The sequence below is a fragment of the Hoylesella timonensis 4401737 = DSM 22865 = JCM 15640 genome (assembly GCF_000455445.1).
GTDB classification, from domain to species: domain Bacteria; phylum Bacteroidota; class Bacteroidia; order Bacteroidales; family Bacteroidaceae; genus Prevotella; species Prevotella timonensis.
In genome coordinates this window covers 91576-106853 of the sequence record NZ_HG417097.1, presented here as the reverse complement: position 1 = coordinate 106853, position 15278 = coordinate 91576, and the positions used below count along the sequence as shown (strand labels likewise).

Below are 15278 nucleotides of genomic sequence, written 5' to 3'. Positions count from 1 at the left end.
AGAAACATCCTCATATATAAAAAACGGTGCAATCTATTTGACTGCACCGTTAGTTGGAAAACCACGTCTTGTGATTTTATTTAGTTGTTATGCAATGGCTGCTTCTTTTTCTTGTTCGTTCTTAATCTTGCGTCCCAATACTAAGTAAGCAATTGGAGAAGCAAGGAAGATAGAACTTAACGTACCTACAAAGACACCAACAATCATAGCAAAGGCGAAACTGCGAATGCTGTCAGCGCCCAAGATAAATATTGGAACCAACACAATGAGCGTGGAAACAGATGTGTTAATGGTACGAGCCAATGTCTGGTTGATAGAGTCATTGAAGGTCTTTTGTATATCTTGTTTTGGATGTAGCTTCAAGTTCTCACGGATACGGTCGAACACAACAACGGAGTCGTTAATGTCATATCCAATTACTGTAAGGATAGCACCGATAAATGTCTGGTCTATTTCGAGAGAGAAACCTATCCAGCCATAGCACAATGAGAACAAACCTATCACCATTGTGGTGTCGATAATCAATGCAGCTACAGAACCTATGGAGAATCCGATGTTGCGGAAGCGCAACAAGATATACAAGAAGATACAAATTAACGCTATCACAACGCTCTTGATTGCATTGTTGGTAATGTCCTTTGCAATGGAAGGTCCAACCTTAGAAGAACTGATAATGGAACCTCCTTCACGAATGTCTGGATTCTTAAAGGCTTCAATATTTGCTTGCTTCACCATGCCCGCTTTCGTCAAGGCATTGTAAAGGATGGTTTCTGCCTTGTCATCCATTTGAGGATCGTTGCTCTCTAAGTTATAATTGGTGGATACACGGAATGTTTTTCCGTCGGTACCAATAGCGATTACATTCGTGGTTGCCAGTTCTCCTGCATTTTTACCCACTGTATTTTTGAAAGCATTGTTCAGTACGCCACGTACATTTTCCACATGCGTAGCTTTATCTACGGTAACTACATAGTTGCGACCACCTGTGAAATCAATACTCTGACTCAAGCCACGAACAACAAAACTACCGATACAAATAATGATAGCAATGGCATAGATAGTACCACTTGTCTTGAACATCTTCATAAAGTTGTAGCGTGTATTCTGCATCATATTTTCAGAAATACCTGTCCAGAACTTCAAATTGAGCCACTTATCTTTGTTGAGTTTGTATTCGTAAACCAAGCGAGTCAAGAATACTGCACTAAAGAATGAGCAGGCAATACCAATCAACCATGTGGTAGCGAAGCCTCGAATAGGTCCTGTACCGAATACCAAGAGGATGACACCTGTGATTGCAGAGGTCAAGTTAGAGTCGAAAATGGCACTAAAGGCATTGCTGTAACCTGCTGAAACGGCTTGTTTCATACCCTTTCCAGCTCGTAATTCTTCTTTGATACGTTCGTATATCAGCACGTTGGCATCGACGGCAGTACCTAATGAAAGCACCATACCCGCAATACCCGACATCGTTAGTGCTGCTTGGAACGAGGTAAGAATGCCCAACGTAAAGAACACGTTAATAATCAAAGCACAGTTGGCTATCATACCAGGGATGAGATTGTACATCACAATCATGTAAATCATCAGTAATACGAATGCCAATGCAAATGAGATAATTCCTTGTTGGATAGATTGTGCGCCCAATGTAGGACCAACAACCTCCTCTTGAACGATACGTGCAGGCGCAGGCATACGACCAGATTTCAAGGTGTTGGCTAAGTCCTTGGTGTCCTCAATGGTGAAGTGACCAGTGATAGAAGATTGCCCTCCATCGATTTGTCCATTGATACGGGGAGAGGTATATACCAATCCATCGAGCACAATAGCTACGGCTCTACCGATATTTGCTTTGGTGATGGCTGACCAGCGACGAGCACCGTCTGTGTTCATCGTCATGGAAACCTCTGGCTGACCTGATAGATGATTAAACTGATCGGCTGCATCTGTAATCACATCACCTTCCAAAGGAGCGCGTCCTGTGGTGGTAGTAATCTTCAAAGCATGCAGCTCAAAATAGTTTTTCACTTGCAAACCGTCTGCTGGCTTTGCACTCCAAAGGAGTTTGAGGTCTGCAGGAAGGATTTGTTTTGCGATATCAGAATGTATCAATCGGTTGATTTCTGCTGTATCACGTACGTTGGCATAACCTACACAACTTAGTGCATTTTGTCCTGTTGTGCTTAAAATTGCCAACAATGGGTGCTCTTTTTTAGCAGCAGCCAACTGTGCGTCATTAGCAGTCTGTACATTCTTTGTTTGATTTTCCTCTTTGATTTGGAACTTAGGTTGCGCCTTCTTTACCTTTTGAGCAGCTTTGGGTTGAGCCACTGTTGAGTCAACAGCAGTTGTGTCTTTCGCAACACTCTCGCCATGTGCAAGTTGTGCGTCCAATTGGTTCAAGTAAGGAATTATTTCTTCTGCATTGAAGGTCTCCCAAAACTCAAGGTTAGCGCTTCCTTGTAAGAGCTTACGCATGCGCTCTGGTTCGCGGATACCTGGCATCTCTACCATGATACGTCCTTCTTCACCTTCCAACTTTTGGATATTAGGTTGTACTACACCAAACTGGTCGATACGAGTTCGTACCACATTAAATGAGTTGTCAATGGCGGCTTGTGACTCTTTACGCAGTGCTTTCTCTACTTCCTCATCACTGCTTTGTGGGTTTACTTTGCCTTGCAGTTGTTGGGTAGCAAAGATTTCAGCAAGTCTGCGCTGTGGCGCATTCTTCTTGAAAGCCTTAATAAAGAGTGAGATAAAATCGCTCTGACTGGTCTCTTCTTCAGCTCTTGCTTCCTTCATCGACTTCACAAAATCAGGGTCTGTCTTGTGATCAGCGAGCATTTCGATAACATCAGGTACCGAAATCTCAAGAATCACATTCATACCACCTTTTAGGTCAAGTCCAAGTCCGATTTGTGTCTCTAAACATTTCTGATAAGAGTAAATGCCTAAATACTTCACAGAGTCTTTGTACTCCTGCTGTGCTATCGGATCTTTCAGCTTGGCAGCTTGGCTATCGTAATAGCGTGTGGCGGCAGAAAATGACAAATAGAAGATGCTTGCAAGCGTCAAAAGGACGGCTGTTACAATTACAATTCCTTTGTTTTGCATTTTAATTTATTATTGATTATTGTTTTTTCCAAAAAATTATAGACGTGCAAAGATACTATTTTTTTGTTACTATGAAAAATTTATAGCGCTTAAATGTATATTTTTGAGCATTTTGCACTTATTTTGCTTGCTTTTCGAGCCAGCAATAAATGGGGTAGTGGTCACTCGTTTTGATTTTATTGTCTACTTGACAGTGGTATGGTTTTAAGTTTTTTGAACACATCAGCTGGTCTATTCTCACATAGAATCCTCCTAAATGATAGGAAATCCCAGGTCCATTGCCTGTTTCAATGTAGCAGTCGCGTAGATGTTTGGCAATGGTTCTCCGTGCAAACGAGTTGGGACCGTCGTTAAAGTCACCACAGAGGATGATGGTTTTGTCTTGATGTTGTTCTATATACTGGGCAACAGCTTTGGCTTGTGGAGCGCGTATTTTAGTGGCATTTGCCAACTTATGATATAAAGACTTTGAACCTATCTTGATAGAGTCTGTTTCTAATTTGCCTTTAACCATGCCCTTAAAACTATCCTTGTCTTCTTCTGTGAGTCCTATGGATTCGAGGTGGTTGTTGATGACGATGACAGTATCTCCTTTGATGTCAAGAAAGAAAGCCGTTGAATGATTTCCTTCGGAAGGATAGTGAATAGCTTCTTTCTTCAAAATAGGAAACTTACTGTAAATAGCCATTCTGTCCGACCCTTTTTCGGTCAGTGAAAAGTCATGGTAGGCATAGATAGGATTGAGTGCAGCCTCTATGCGTTCCTTCCCTACCTCCGTTGTCTCTGCTTCTTGCAAGCACACAATGTCGGCATTTTGTGCTCTCAGATAGGTGAGAATAGGGTTTGCTTTCCCCTTATCTTCCCAGCCTGCAAAGTACCACACATTATATGAAAGTACCTTGATGGCATGTGGTGGCGCTTCTTTGGGTAAGTTCAGTGGGCAGTAATTGCGAATAGGAGGGAAGCAAAGTGCGAACCCAACGATGGGAATCCAACAGTTTTTGAAATGGAAAATAACCCAAGTCACTAAAAATCCTACGTTCATTATTAACAGCACAGGCAGTAGTAGTCCCATGTTTGCCAAAGCGGGATGGACTGTAGGATCTAACCTATCGGCATATCCCGCTATGAGCATGACCAAAATAGTCATCACGTTGGCGATAGCGAGGATTTGGATTATTATTTTTTTTACAAACCGAATCATGTAAGTTTACCGACGGTTGCTGCTGTCAAAGAGTTTTCGCTTCTCTTCACTCGATAGACTGTCATACCCACTTTTGCGTATTTTGTCTAAGATTCTATCTATCTCTTCTTGCTCTTTCTGTTTGTGAGCGTTGTAATCCCAGTCGCTTTGGTGCTCCTGATAAGACTCATGTCGGGGCGGTGTTTCTGCTGATTTGTGCGTATGTCTTTCCCATTTATCCTTCAAATTCTCAAAGAATTGCTCACCTTCCGAACGAGAGGAGGAACCGTATGGGTGACGTTTCCAATAACGAATGAGGAAGAATCCCACAACCATACCGCCCAAGTGTGCGAAGTGGGCTACATTGCCACCTGTGGTAGTGAGTGCCATGACCAACGAGATGCCTGCATACAAGATGACAAACCATTTGGCTTTGATAGGAATAGGAAGAGGGAAAATAAAAATTCGCTCTTCTGGAAAAATCATTCCAAAAGCCAATAAAAGTCCATAAACCGCACCAGACGCTCCCACCGTAGTCCAACGATTCAGAAACTCATCCATGGAAATTCTTAAGCCTTCTAACTGTACTGAGTCGTAAGCTGGCAGTCCTTCTACCAAATAGGAGCCATATTGCGCCATCTCTTGAAACAATCCAGCTCCGACGCCACATGTGAGATAAAAGAACAGAAACTTTTTTGGTCCCCATACGCGTTCCACTACACAACCAAACATCCATAAAGCAAACATATTAAAGAATATATGTTCGAAAGAGGCATGCATGAACATGTATGTGAACAACTGGTAAATGCGGAAATCGGATGCTATGAAAAAGTGTAACCCCAAAAGACTATTCAAGTCGATAGTGCTACGAAGTGCATACATGGCTGCAAAAGCCAATATATTAATAATGAGCAAATTTTTTGTAATGGTAGGGATACTGCGCATTGTAAAGGGTTAAAATTTGAGTCGTTTTATTGGGTGCAAATGTACAAAAAAACTCTGGTTTTTGAACGATATGCAGTGATTTAACGGCTTTTTTAGCGTAAATAACACATTTTTTTGCCTTTTTAGTTTGATTTATGAAAAGTTTAGTTTATATTTGTCCCTTGAAGACAGAAGAACTCATTTTATTAATCCTTTATAAACTCAAAAGTAATGAATAAATCAGAATTAATTGACAGAATTGCTGAAGCTGCAGGTATCAGCAAAGTAGCTGCTAAAAAAGCTTTAGACGGAACAACCGATGCTATCAAAGAAGCTTTGGTAAAAGGTGAAAAAGTTCAGCTCATTGGTTTCGGAACCTTTAGCGTTTCAGAGCGTGCTGAACGTGTAGGAATCAATCCTTCTACCAAGGAAAAGATTAAGATTGAAGCTAAGAAGGTTGCTAAGTTTAAGGCTGGTGCCGAGCTTGCAGACGCATTGAAGTAAACATCTCGTATGAACATACAAAAAAGGTGATTCGAAAGAATCACCTTTTTTGTTGTCCTAAGCGGATTCGAACCACTACAAACAGAACCAAAACCTGTTGTGCTACCATTACACCATAGGACACTGCGTAGCTTGTTGTTTGCCTTTTGAAATGTGTCCCTTTTGAGGGGGCATTTTTTAAGACTTTGCAAAGGTAGTGTTTTTTTTATCTTCCGCCAAATTTTTGAACTTTTATTTTCAAAAGTTGCATTTCTTCATTTAATTAATGTATTCATTGATCAACATTCGTTTGTTGGTGTAGTGAGGTGTGAGTTCGCAAGAAAAGTATCTATAAAAGGCTTGATATAAAATCTTTCTGTTTCCTGTTTTGTCAATAAAAGTGACAGTTTTTTAACACTTCTCAAAGTACCAAAATAGAAAAAATAATTAGGTATAATGCTCAATTTTAGTCTCTGTTTTTGCTGTTACAATGAGTTTGTTCGGTTATCTCCATAACTTAATGCGACTATAACATGTTTTCAGCGGTGCAAAAACAATGTAACAAAGGCATTGAAAGGCTGCTTTAATGCCGTATTTTATTGGGTTATTATGGGTTAAAAAACAGTATTTTCTCTCAATGTGTTGATTCTCATAGTGTTGGCAAAGTGCGCTATTTCTGCGATATTTGCAAACAATCTTTCGTAACTTCAAAATACGCGAGTTTTGAGGAGGTTGGTGTAAAATTTTATGACATTGATTTTTGTTCATTCCCATGTGCGAATGAAGCAACGAAATTGAACATAATATACAACTTCCTTGTACTGACGATTGATGAACTCAACCGTTCGTCGTCATCAATGATAAGTGGTTATTGCAGAGATGTCCAAACCCTAAACAACCTTAAAAAACGTCCTAATAATCACTATTTTGCATAATTAAGTATTAAAAAGGTGGGCTATTTGCGGAATTCTATATAAATTTGCAGCTAAAATTATAATCAGACATCAATGAAAAGGAGATACCTACCCTTCGTCTCGCTGTTCTTTATTGCTCCATTGCTGGTATCCTGTCTCGGCAATGACGATGAGGAAACTAAAGCATATAACGACGCTGCAATCACAAGTTTTTCAATTAAGACTTTGAAACGTGTCGTGCATACTACGTCTAAGAGTGGAGCAGATAGTAGCTACGTTGTCAATTTTGCAGCCAGCGACTATCACTTTTATATCAATCAGCTTACACGAGAAATCTATAATCCCGACTCTTTGCCCCTTGGCATAGATGCTTCGAAGGTGTTGGCTACGATAACGACAAAGAATGCAGGGGTGTTAGGCGTCAAGAATGTGGCAAACGATTCTGTCAAGTTTTACAAGGCGACCGATTCGTTAAACTTTGTTCAGCCACGCCAAATTGTGGTATATAATCAAGCAGGTACTGCCTTGGCAACCTACAAGATACATGTCAATGTGCATCGTGAGGCACCAGATGTTTTCAAATGGTCGCAGCCAGTGAAGCAACAGTCAGCATTAGGTGCGCTGACAGGTATGCGTGTGCTGGTGAACAACGGTCGTCTATATGTCTTTGGAACGGAGGGCGAACACGCTAAGCTATATACTGCTACTACTAAAAGTGGGGCTGACTGGCACGAACTGCCAACCAACGTGGCTCTGTCGCCACAAGCTTGGCAGAATGTGGCTTTGATGGGACAGACTTTTTATGTGTATAACAATGGCGCATTGCTGTCGTCTGTCGATGCTCAAAACTGGCAGAAGGTGGTGGATGTGGCATTGAAACATCTGGTTGGAGCGACGGAAAATAAGTTATATGCCGTATCTTCGGAAGGGCAACTTGTGGTGTCGACCAACCAAGGGAAAAGTTGGACGAGTGAAAAACTCGATGAACAAGGAGGTCAGCTGCCTCAAAAAGACTTCTCCTTGTTGGTGTTCCCAGTGATGACAAATCGTGGTGTGAATCGCTTGTTCTTAGCAGGTACTACCGATAAAAATAATTGTTTGTGGAGTAAGATAGACGATGCAGACCCGAATGCCGAGCAACAACCTTGGACATTCTTCTCACAACGTTCGGCAGACCGATACGCATTGCCTAACATGAATCATCTTCAGGTGGTGAAAAATGGCGATGCTCTCATAGCAATGGGCGGTGCTGGAATGGGAGAGAGTAGTGCTGTGAAGCCCTTCGCTCAATTCTATAGAAGTATAGACGGAGGACTGTCTTGGCATCAATACGGAAACCTAACTTTCCCAAAGGACTTTCAGAGTAGTGCAACTTCGTTTGCTATGGCGAGTGATGAAAACCACTACTTGTGGCTCATCTGCGGTAAAACAGGTCAAGTATGGAAAGGCAGGTTCAACGAGTTGGGCTGGGAAAAGGTTCAAAAATCGTTTACAGAATAGCAATTGACAATCGTTGGCATGCAGTATCGATTACTCTCCATCCTCTGTTTCCTGTTCGCTGTGCAAGTTCATGCACAGGACGATGTGGAATATCGCATGGAAGTGGGAGTGGGTGCAGGCTTGGTTTCGTATCAAGGAGATTTCAACGGTAGCGTTGTGAAGAACTTGCAACCCATGGGTTCGTTAGTGTGGCGCTATGTGTTCAATCCACGTATGGCACTTCGGGTGATGGGTAGTTACGGAAAACTCAAGGGAAATTCCACTGCAGTGAAGACGTATTACCCCGAATGGGCAGGGAAGTCTTACCAGTTTGCTCACCAGTTGGGAGACTTGAGCGTGACCTACGAGTACAATTTTTGGCCATACGGCACAGGAAGAGATTATCGTGGGGCAAAGCGACTCACTCCTTTTGTCTTTGGAGGAGTAGGAGCTACCTATGTTTCCGGTAACAACAAAAATGTCTTTACTGGCAACATTCCCTTGGGATTAGGTGTGAAATATAAAATAGGTGACCGTGTTAATTTAGGTTTGGAGTGGGCAATGCACTTCTCGTTGAGCGATGAACTGGACGGAGTGAAAGACCCTTACCAGATAGAAAGCACTGGAGCCTTTAAGAATACAGATAGCTATTCGGCGTTGCAGCTTACCTTGACCTATAGTTTTCAAGCCAAGTGTAGGACGTGCCATAATGATGCTGAGTAGGAGATAATGTAGAGAAGCGAATGAATCATGAATTAGACAAAACCCGAATACCTGCACATATCGCCATTATCATGGACGGTAATGGGCGTTGGGCTGCAAAGCGTGGCTTGGAAAGAAGCTATGGACATCAGGAAGGTGTAGAGACTGTACGCAGAATTACAGCAGCATGTACCAAGTTGGGGGTGAAGTTTCTGACGCTGTACACATTCTCTACGGAGAATTGGAATCGTCCGTCAGATGAGATTTCGGCACTAATGGGACTGGTGTTAAGCTCCCTCGAGGATGAAATCTTCATGAAAAATGATGTTCGGTTTCGAGTGATTGGCGATATAGCACGCCTTCCCGAGGATGTGCAAAAGAAATTGCACGAGACCGAGGAGCATACCAAAGACAATGCAACGATGACTATGGTGGTCGCTTTAAGTTACTCCTCACGCTGGGAGATCACAAAGGCGGTGCAGGACATCGTTACCGATGTGAAGGCAGGAAAGATAAGCGAACAGGCGATTTGCGAGGACATAGTGAGCAAATATTTGCAGACAGCATTCATGCCCGACCCAGATTTGCTCATTCGTACAGGAGGAGAGGTGCGCGTGTCGAACTACCTGCTATGGCAGATAGCCTATTCCGAACTGTATTTCTGCGACACCTTTTGGCCCGATTTCGCTGAGGAAGACCTTTATCGCGCGATAGCCAATTATCAAAGCAGACAACGCAGGTTTGGTAAGACAGAACAACAAATAGAAGATCAGAATAAGTTAGCTAATAATTCAACGAGATGAATCATATAAAAAAGGTGCTAATCATAGCGCTCGTACTTGGTAGTTCTATCATGTCTCAAGCGCAAGATAAGATCGTACATCCTGATATCAATTATGCAGGGACACCTCGTACCTTGGTGATTGGAGGCATCAATGTGTCGGGAGTCGAAGGATACGAAGACTATATGCTATCGGGTATTTCAGGATTAACCGTGGGACAAACCATCACAGTGCCTGGAAATGAAGTGACCAATGCGGTGAAGCGTTATTGGAAGCATGGACTGTTTTCGGATGTATCCATTGGAGCTGATTCGATAGTGGGAAACAAAATTTACTTGAATATCTATTTGCAAACCCTGCCACGCGTGTCGGAAATCAACTATATCGGATTGAAGAAGTCGGAACGTGAGGACATGGAAGCCAAATTAGGCTTGCTGAAAGGTGGACAAGTGACGCCAAATATCTTAAGCAGGGCAAAGTTCTTGGCTAAAAAATACTTTGATGACAAGGGATTTAACAATGCGGATATCAGCATTATGCAGCGGGATGATGTGACCAATAAGAATAGCGTTATTTTGGATGTCGTTGTTGATAAGAAGCAAAAAATGCGTGTTCGTGATATTATCATCGATAACAATCGAGCTTTGACCAACTCAAAAATCAAAGGAGGACTGTTCAAGAAAGGCGCATTCAAGAAGATTCACGAGGCAGGTAAGTTAGGTTCACTCTTCAAATCGAAGAAGTTTACGCCTGAAAGGTGGAAAGAAGACAAGCGCAACCTGATTAAGAAATACAACGAATTGGGCTATCGTGATGCCGTAATTGTTAAAGACAGTGTATGGACGGTTGATGACAAACACGTGAGTGTGTATGTAAAAGTGGACGAAGGAACGAAATATTATATCCGCAATATCACATGGGTGGGCAATACCGTTTATCCTACCGACTACCTAAGTGCTTTGCTTGGAATGAAGAAAGGTGATGTGTACAACCAGACACTCATGAACAAACGCCTCACGGAAGACGAGGATGCAGTGGGCAACCAATATTGGAATAATGGTTATCTGTTTTATAACTTGCAGCCTACAGAGATGAACGTTGTGGGCGACTCCATTGATTTGGAGATGCGTATCACAGAGAATCAACAAGCCAGATTGAACCATGTGCGCATTAATGGTAATGACCGATTGTACGAAAATGTGGTGCGTCGTGAACTCAAGACAAAGCCTGGCGATCTCTTCTCCAAAGAGGCGCTCATGCGATCAGCACGTGAATTGGCTTCCATGGGACACTTTGACCCAGAAAAGGTGAATCCAGATGTGAAGCCAGATCCTGAGAATGGAACGGTTGACATCAACTGGAACCTGCAACAGAAAAGCAATGATCAGGTTGAATTCTCACTCGGTTGGGGACAGAATGGATTGATTGGGCGTGTTGGTTTGAAGCTCAATAACTTCTCAATTCGTAATCTATTTAATAAAAATAGTGAGCGTCGAGGCATCTTACCCATTGGAGATGGTGAAGTGTTGTCTGTCGGTGTACAGACGAATGGACGATATTATCAGTCGTATAACATGAACTACTCTACCAACTGGTTTGGTGGAAAGCGTCCTACCCAGTTCTCTATCGGTGCTTATTACTCCAAGTCAACGGATCTGTCCAGCAACTATTATAACAGTGGGTATATGACCAACTATTATAATTATATGTACGGTTATGGAAACTATACTTACAATAACTACGAAAACTACTTGGACCCTGACTCTTACATCAAGATGTTTGGAGCCAGTCTGGGTTGGGGTAAGCGCCTGAGATGGCCGGATGACTTCTTCAATTTGTCTGTTCAATTAGCCTATACACGCTATATGTTGAAGAATTGGCGGTACTTCTTGCTCTCTACAGGTAATGCCAACAACTTGAACTTGAACTTCTCTATCAATCGTACCTCTACCGATAACCAACTGTATCCACGTAAAGGTTCGGAGTTTACAGCCTCGGTTTCACTCACTCCACCATGGTCTAAGTGGGATAAAAAGGATTATCAAAACTTAGCACTCGACCCACAATCGTCGACTTACTTGGCAGAACAGCAAGAAAAATACAAGTGGGTAGAATATCATAAGTGGAAGTTCAAGGCTAAAACTTATACGGCTTTGTCGGGTGGACAAAAGTGTTTCGTACTGATGACTCGTGTAGAATTTGGCTTGTTAGGGAGTTATAACCGTTACAAAAAGTCACCCTTTGAAACTTACTACGTCGGAGGAGACGGTATGAGTGGATATACGACGGGTTATGCCGAAGAGACTATTGGACTAAGAGGTTATGAAAATGGACAGCTCACCCCTCGCGGTTATGAGGGTTATGCGTATGACCGCATGTCATTGGAGCTACGCTATCCGTTCCTGTTAGGCAACACTACTATCTACGGTCTTGGCTTTGTAGAAGCTGGTAATGCTTGGGACGAAACCAAGAAGTTCAATCCGTTTGACATGAAGCGCAGTGCGGGTGTTGGTGTGCGCATCTTCTTGCCGATGGTTGGATTGATGGGAATTGACTGGGCATACGGTTTCGACACTGTCTTTGGAAAGAAAGGTGGCAGTCAGTTCCACTTTATCTTAGGACAAGAATTCTAAAAAAGATGAACGAAGACGCTGTTTGGTTAAATCATCTGACGTATCTCAACGAAGCTGATTCAAATAGCGTCATCATAGAAAACAATAAAATAGATAGCCAATGAAAAAAATATTATTGATGAGTCTCATGTGCTTAGCCGCACTGAGTATGAGTGCACAGAAGTTTGCACTAGTGGACATGGAGTATATCCTTAAAAACATTCCAGCTTATGAGCGTGCCAACGAGCAGCTGACACAGGTGAGCAAGAAGTGGCAAGCAGAAGTGGAGGCGTTGAATACCGAAGCATCGACCATGTATAAGAATTACCAAAACGAAGTGGTGTTTCTTTCGCAAGAGCAAAAGAAAGCTCGTCAAGAGGAAATCATGAAGAAAGAAAAGAGCGCCAGTGAACTGAAGCGTAAATACTTTGGACCTGAAGGAGAACTTTTTAAGAAACGACAAAGTCTCATGACTCCCATTCAAGACGAGATATACAATGCAGTGAAGGAGATATCTGAATTGCGCGGTTATTCTCTTGTAGTAGACCGTGCTTCTAATTCGGGCATCATCTTTGGCTCTCCCAAAATAGACATTAGCAACGAAGTGTTGCAGAAATTAGGTTATTCGAATTAATAATTAATCATAAAATAAAAAACAAAGAAAATGAAAAAGCTTATTTTAATGTTGATGTTGTTTGCACCAATGGCTCTGTTTGCACAGAAGTTCGGACACCTCAACACGCAACAAGTGATGAATGACATGCCCGAATTTGTGAAGGCACGTGGTGAAATTGAAGCAACTGCCAAGCAATATGAGAATGACTTGAAGGCGATGCAAGAAGAATTGCAGCGTAAGGCTTCGGAATATGATAAGACGAAGTCGACCATGAATGCCACCAAACAAAAGGAGACAGAGGAATCGCTGATGCAGTTGAATGAAAAGATTCGTACAGCTTATCAAGACAACTCACAGGCATTGCAAAAGGCTCAGCAAGAAAAAATGCAGCCCATCACAGCGAAGTTAGTCAAAGCAATTCAGGCAGTAGGTAAGGCAGGCAACTATGTTTATATCATGGATGTCACCGCTGGCATTCCCTACATTAGCGAGACGTTAAGTGAAGATGTAACCGCTAAGGTGAAGGCTGAATTGAACAAGATGAAATAAATGAAACGGTGAAAGTCAGTGACCTTTGAGCTTAGCTACCAGTAAAGAGTCATTGATTCATACCAATGACTGGTAGTAACGACAGGTGTTCGCTTTCAATGGATAAGAAATAGAGTTGGCAGATATGAGCAAGCGTGCTATGCGCTGACGGTGTTTGCTAACTCTTTTTCTTTTTTTTATCAACAACAGAGGGAAGGAGATTCTTTGGAAACTGGGCGAATCATGCTTTCTTTGAAGATTCTTTCTCATCACATAAAACACATAGAAGAATGAAAAAGCAACTCTTATTTCTGTTATTTTTGATGCTACCCTTGCTGTCACAAGCGCAGCAAGTGCTACCTAAGTTTGGATATTTCAACCTGAGTTCGCTCATCAAAATGGTGCCAGAATATGCCGTGGCACAAAAGAATATAGCCGACTTGCGTGCTAAGTACGATGCAGAAACAAAGCGTTCTGAAGATGAATTCAATAAAAAATATGAGGAATTCCTTGATGGACAACGCGATTTTGCTCCCTCAATCTTACAGAAGCGTCAAGCTGAATTACAAGATATGATGGAGAGGAACGTCGCTTTCAAGAAAGAATCGCAGCGCCTTTTAGCACAAGCCGAAAAGAATGCGATGCAACCTGTGAAGGACAAAGTGCTGCACATCATTCAACAATTAGGTAGAGAGCGTGGATATGCTTTCGTGCTGAATGCGGACAACGATGCTCTCCCTTACGTAAACTTGGCTTACGGGGACAACTTGAACGATGCGGTGATGAGCGTACTTCACCGATAAGTGACAGTTAAGGACAAGATGAACATGGCTCAATTATCACGACAACCGGGACCAATAGGTGTATTTGATTCTGGCTATGGTGGTTTGACAATCCTCCATAGCATTCGTCGTTTGTTGCCTCAATACGACTTCCTTTATTTGGGCGATAATGCACGTGCCCCATACGGTACGCGTTCCTTTGAGGTGGTGTATGAGTTTACCCTTCAGGCGGTGACCAAACTGTTTGAAATGGGGTGTCATCTTGTTATCTTAGGCTGTAACACCGCTTCTGCGAAAGCTTTGAGAAGCATACAGCAGAACGACCTCCCACATTTGGATGCAAAGCGAAGGGTGCTGGGCGTTATTCGTCCAACCGCCGAAATCATCGGCAAACTCACGCAAAGTCGACATGTAGGACTGTTGGCTACGGAGGGAACGGTAAAGAGCGAGAGCTATCCACTCGAGATACAGAAGTTTTATCCCGATATTCAAGTGTCAGGAGTGGCATGCCCTTTCTGGGTTCCGTTGGTAGAATATAACGAGGCAAACAGTCCGGGTGCAGACTATTTTGTGAAAAAACGCATGGATGCCCTTATGGCGAAGGACGGAGCCATCGATACCATTATCTTAGGATGCACACACTATCCTTTGTTAATGGCAAAGATAGAGAAATACAATAAGCCAGGTGTACGAATTGTAGCACAAGGAGAATATGTGGCTCGCAGCTTGCAAGATTATCTGTATCGCCATCCTGAAATGGAGGAGAAGTGTACAAAAAACGGGACTTGTCGATATTTTACAACGGAGAACCCCGCACGCTTTAAGGATTCGGCACAAATCTTTCTGCATGAGAATGTCAATGTAGAGCATGTTGACTTAACGCCCCAATCGTCTTTATGACGGAAATTGACAATCGCATATCCTTTCGTTGAAGTATGCTATTTATACAAAGAATAACTTCCATCAAGCATCGTTTGCAGCATTAGTAGTATGTTTCATGGAAGGCTTATCAATGCTGAATTTTCTTTACAAAGTGCCTCTCATAACTCGCGTGAAATCAACCAACGGCAAAGTTGGTTGCAAATACGCTGAAAATGATCGAGGTTTATAATTCGTTGTTATTGTGGTTGTTACGACAATACCGACTCTTTTTTTC

12 protein-coding genes and 1 tRNA gene are annotated in these 15278 nt (G+C 42.4%); 9 read left to right on the top strand and 4 right to left on the bottom strand.

From position 1 onward, the window contains the following. Window positions 1–87: 87 nt before the first annotated feature. From secDF to BN35_RS08805, 3 genes are all read right to left on the bottom strand, one after another. A complete protein-coding gene (gene secDF, locus BN35_RS08815) occupies window positions 88–3117 on the bottom strand; it encodes a protein translocase subunit SecDF (RefSeq protein ID WP_025072185.1) in 3030 nt (1009 codons plus the stop codon). 118 nt (window positions 3118–3235) lie between these two features. Then, window positions 3236–4321, bottom strand: a complete 1086-nt coding sequence (locus BN35_RS08810) for an endonuclease/exonuclease/phosphatase family protein (protein WP_025072186.1) — start codon at window positions 4319–4321, stop codon at window positions 3236–3238. 6 nt (window positions 4322–4327) lie between these two features. Continuing rightward, on the bottom strand, window positions 4328–5245 hold the full coding sequence (locus BN35_RS08805; protein WP_025072187.1) for a rhomboid family intramembrane serine protease: 918 nt from the start codon (window positions 5243–5245) through the stop codon (window positions 4328–4330). A 195-nt stretch (window positions 5246–5440) separates the two neighbouring features. On the opposite strand from BN35_RS08805, the gene BN35_RS08800 reads away from it, so the two are divergent. Next, window positions 5441–5728, top strand: coding sequence for an HU family DNA-binding protein (locus BN35_RS08800; RefSeq protein WP_458692669.1), 288 nt, complete (start codon window positions 5441–5443; stop codon window positions 5726–5728). Between the two features lie 52 nt (window positions 5729–5780). On the opposite strand, the gene BN35_RS08795 is transcribed toward BN35_RS08800, so the two are convergent. Then, a tRNA-Gln gene (locus BN35_RS08795) sits at window positions 5781–5851 on the bottom strand. Window positions 5852–6714: 863 nt separating this feature from the next. On the opposite strand from BN35_RS08795, the gene BN35_RS08790 reads away from it, so the two are divergent. The 8 genes from BN35_RS08790 to murI all read left to right on the top strand — a co-directional run bounded on the left by BN35_RS08790 (window position 6715) and on the right by murI (window position 15022). Continuing rightward, a complete protein-coding gene (locus tag BN35_RS08790) occupies window positions 6715–8121 on the top strand; it encodes a DUF6242 domain-containing protein (RefSeq protein ID WP_025072189.1) in 1407 nt (468 codons plus the stop codon). An 18-nt stretch (window positions 8122–8139) separates the two neighbouring features. Beyond that, a complete protein-coding gene (gene porG, locus BN35_RS08785) occupies window positions 8140–8823 on the top strand; it encodes a type IX secretion system protein PorG (protein ID WP_025072190.1) in 684 nt (227 codons plus the stop codon). Window positions 8824–8843: 20 nt separating this feature from the next. Beyond that, window positions 8844–9605 carry an isoprenyl transferase gene (locus BN35_RS08780; protein WP_025072191.1) on the top strand — a complete coding sequence of 254 codons (762 nt, stop codon included), beginning with the start codon at window positions 8844–8846 and terminating at the stop codon, window positions 9603–9605. Then, window positions 9602–12217 carry a BamA/OMP85 family outer membrane protein gene (locus tag BN35_RS08775; protein WP_025072192.1) on the top strand — a complete coding sequence of 872 codons (2616 nt, stop codon included), beginning with the start codon at window positions 9602–9604 and terminating at the stop codon, window positions 12215–12217. Before BN35_RS08780 ends, BN35_RS08775 begins: the two co-directional genes overlap by 4 nt. A 100-nt stretch (window positions 12218–12317) precedes the next feature. After that, window positions 12318–12830, top strand: a complete 513-nt coding sequence (locus tag BN35_RS08770) for an OmpH/Skp family outer membrane protein (protein ID WP_008123700.1) — start codon at window positions 12318–12320, stop codon at window positions 12828–12830. A gap of 30 nt (window positions 12831–12860) precedes the next feature. Next, a complete protein-coding gene (locus tag BN35_RS08765; RefSeq protein WP_008123698.1) occupies window positions 12861–13361 on the top strand; it encodes an OmpH/Skp family outer membrane protein in 501 nt (166 codons plus the stop codon). Window positions 13362–13630: 269 nt separating this feature from the next. After that, on the top strand, window positions 13631–14143 hold the full coding sequence (locus BN35_RS08760; protein WP_025072193.1) for an OmpH family outer membrane protein: 513 nt from the start codon (window positions 13631–13633) through the stop codon (window positions 14141–14143). Window positions 14144–14167: 24 nt separating this feature from the next. After that, window positions 14168–15022 carry a glutamate racemase gene (murI, locus tag BN35_RS08755; protein ID WP_028901065.1) on the top strand — a complete coding sequence of 285 codons (855 nt, stop codon included), beginning with the start codon at window positions 14168–14170 and terminating at the stop codon, window positions 15020–15022. Window positions 15023–15278: the final 256 nt, after the last annotated feature.

Coding starts and splice junctions, on each gene's coding strand:
- secDF (WP_025072185.1), bottom strand. CDS start 3,117: ATGCAAAACAAAGGAATTGTAATTGTAACAGCCGTCCTTTTGACGCTT.
- BN35_RS08790 (WP_025072189.1), top strand. CDS start 6,715: ATGAAAAGGAGATACCTACCCTTCGTCTCGCTGTTCTTTATTGCTCCA.
- BN35_RS08805 (WP_025072187.1), bottom strand. CDS start 5,245: ATGCGCAGTATCCCTACCATTACAAAAAATTTGCTCATTATTAATATA.
- BN35_RS08810 (WP_025072186.1), bottom strand. CDS start 4,321: ATGATTCGGTTTGTAAAAAAAATAATAATCCAAATCCTCGCTATCGCC.
- BN35_RS08760 (WP_025072193.1), top strand. CDS start 13,631: ATGAAAAAGCAACTCTTATTTCTGTTATTTTTGATGCTACCCTTGCTG.
- BN35_RS08765 (WP_008123698.1), top strand. CDS start 12,861: ATGAAAAAGCTTATTTTAATGTTGATGTTGTTTGCACCAATGGCTCTG.
- murI (WP_028901065.1), top strand. CDS start 14,168: ATGGCTCAATTATCACGACAACCGGGACCAATAGGTGTATTTGATTCT.
- BN35_RS08775 (WP_025072192.1), top strand. CDS start 9,602: ATGAATCATATAAAAAAGGTGCTAATCATAGCGCTCGTACTTGGTAGT.
- BN35_RS08770 (WP_008123700.1), top strand. CDS start 12,318: ATGAAAAAAATATTATTGATGAGTCTCATGTGCTTAGCCGCACTGAGT.
- porG (WP_025072190.1), top strand. CDS start 8,140: ATGCAGTATCGATTACTCTCCATCCTCTGTTTCCTGTTCGCTGTGCAA.
- BN35_RS08780 (WP_025072191.1), top strand. CDS start 8,844: ATGAATCATGAATTAGACAAAACCCGAATACCTGCACATATCGCCATT.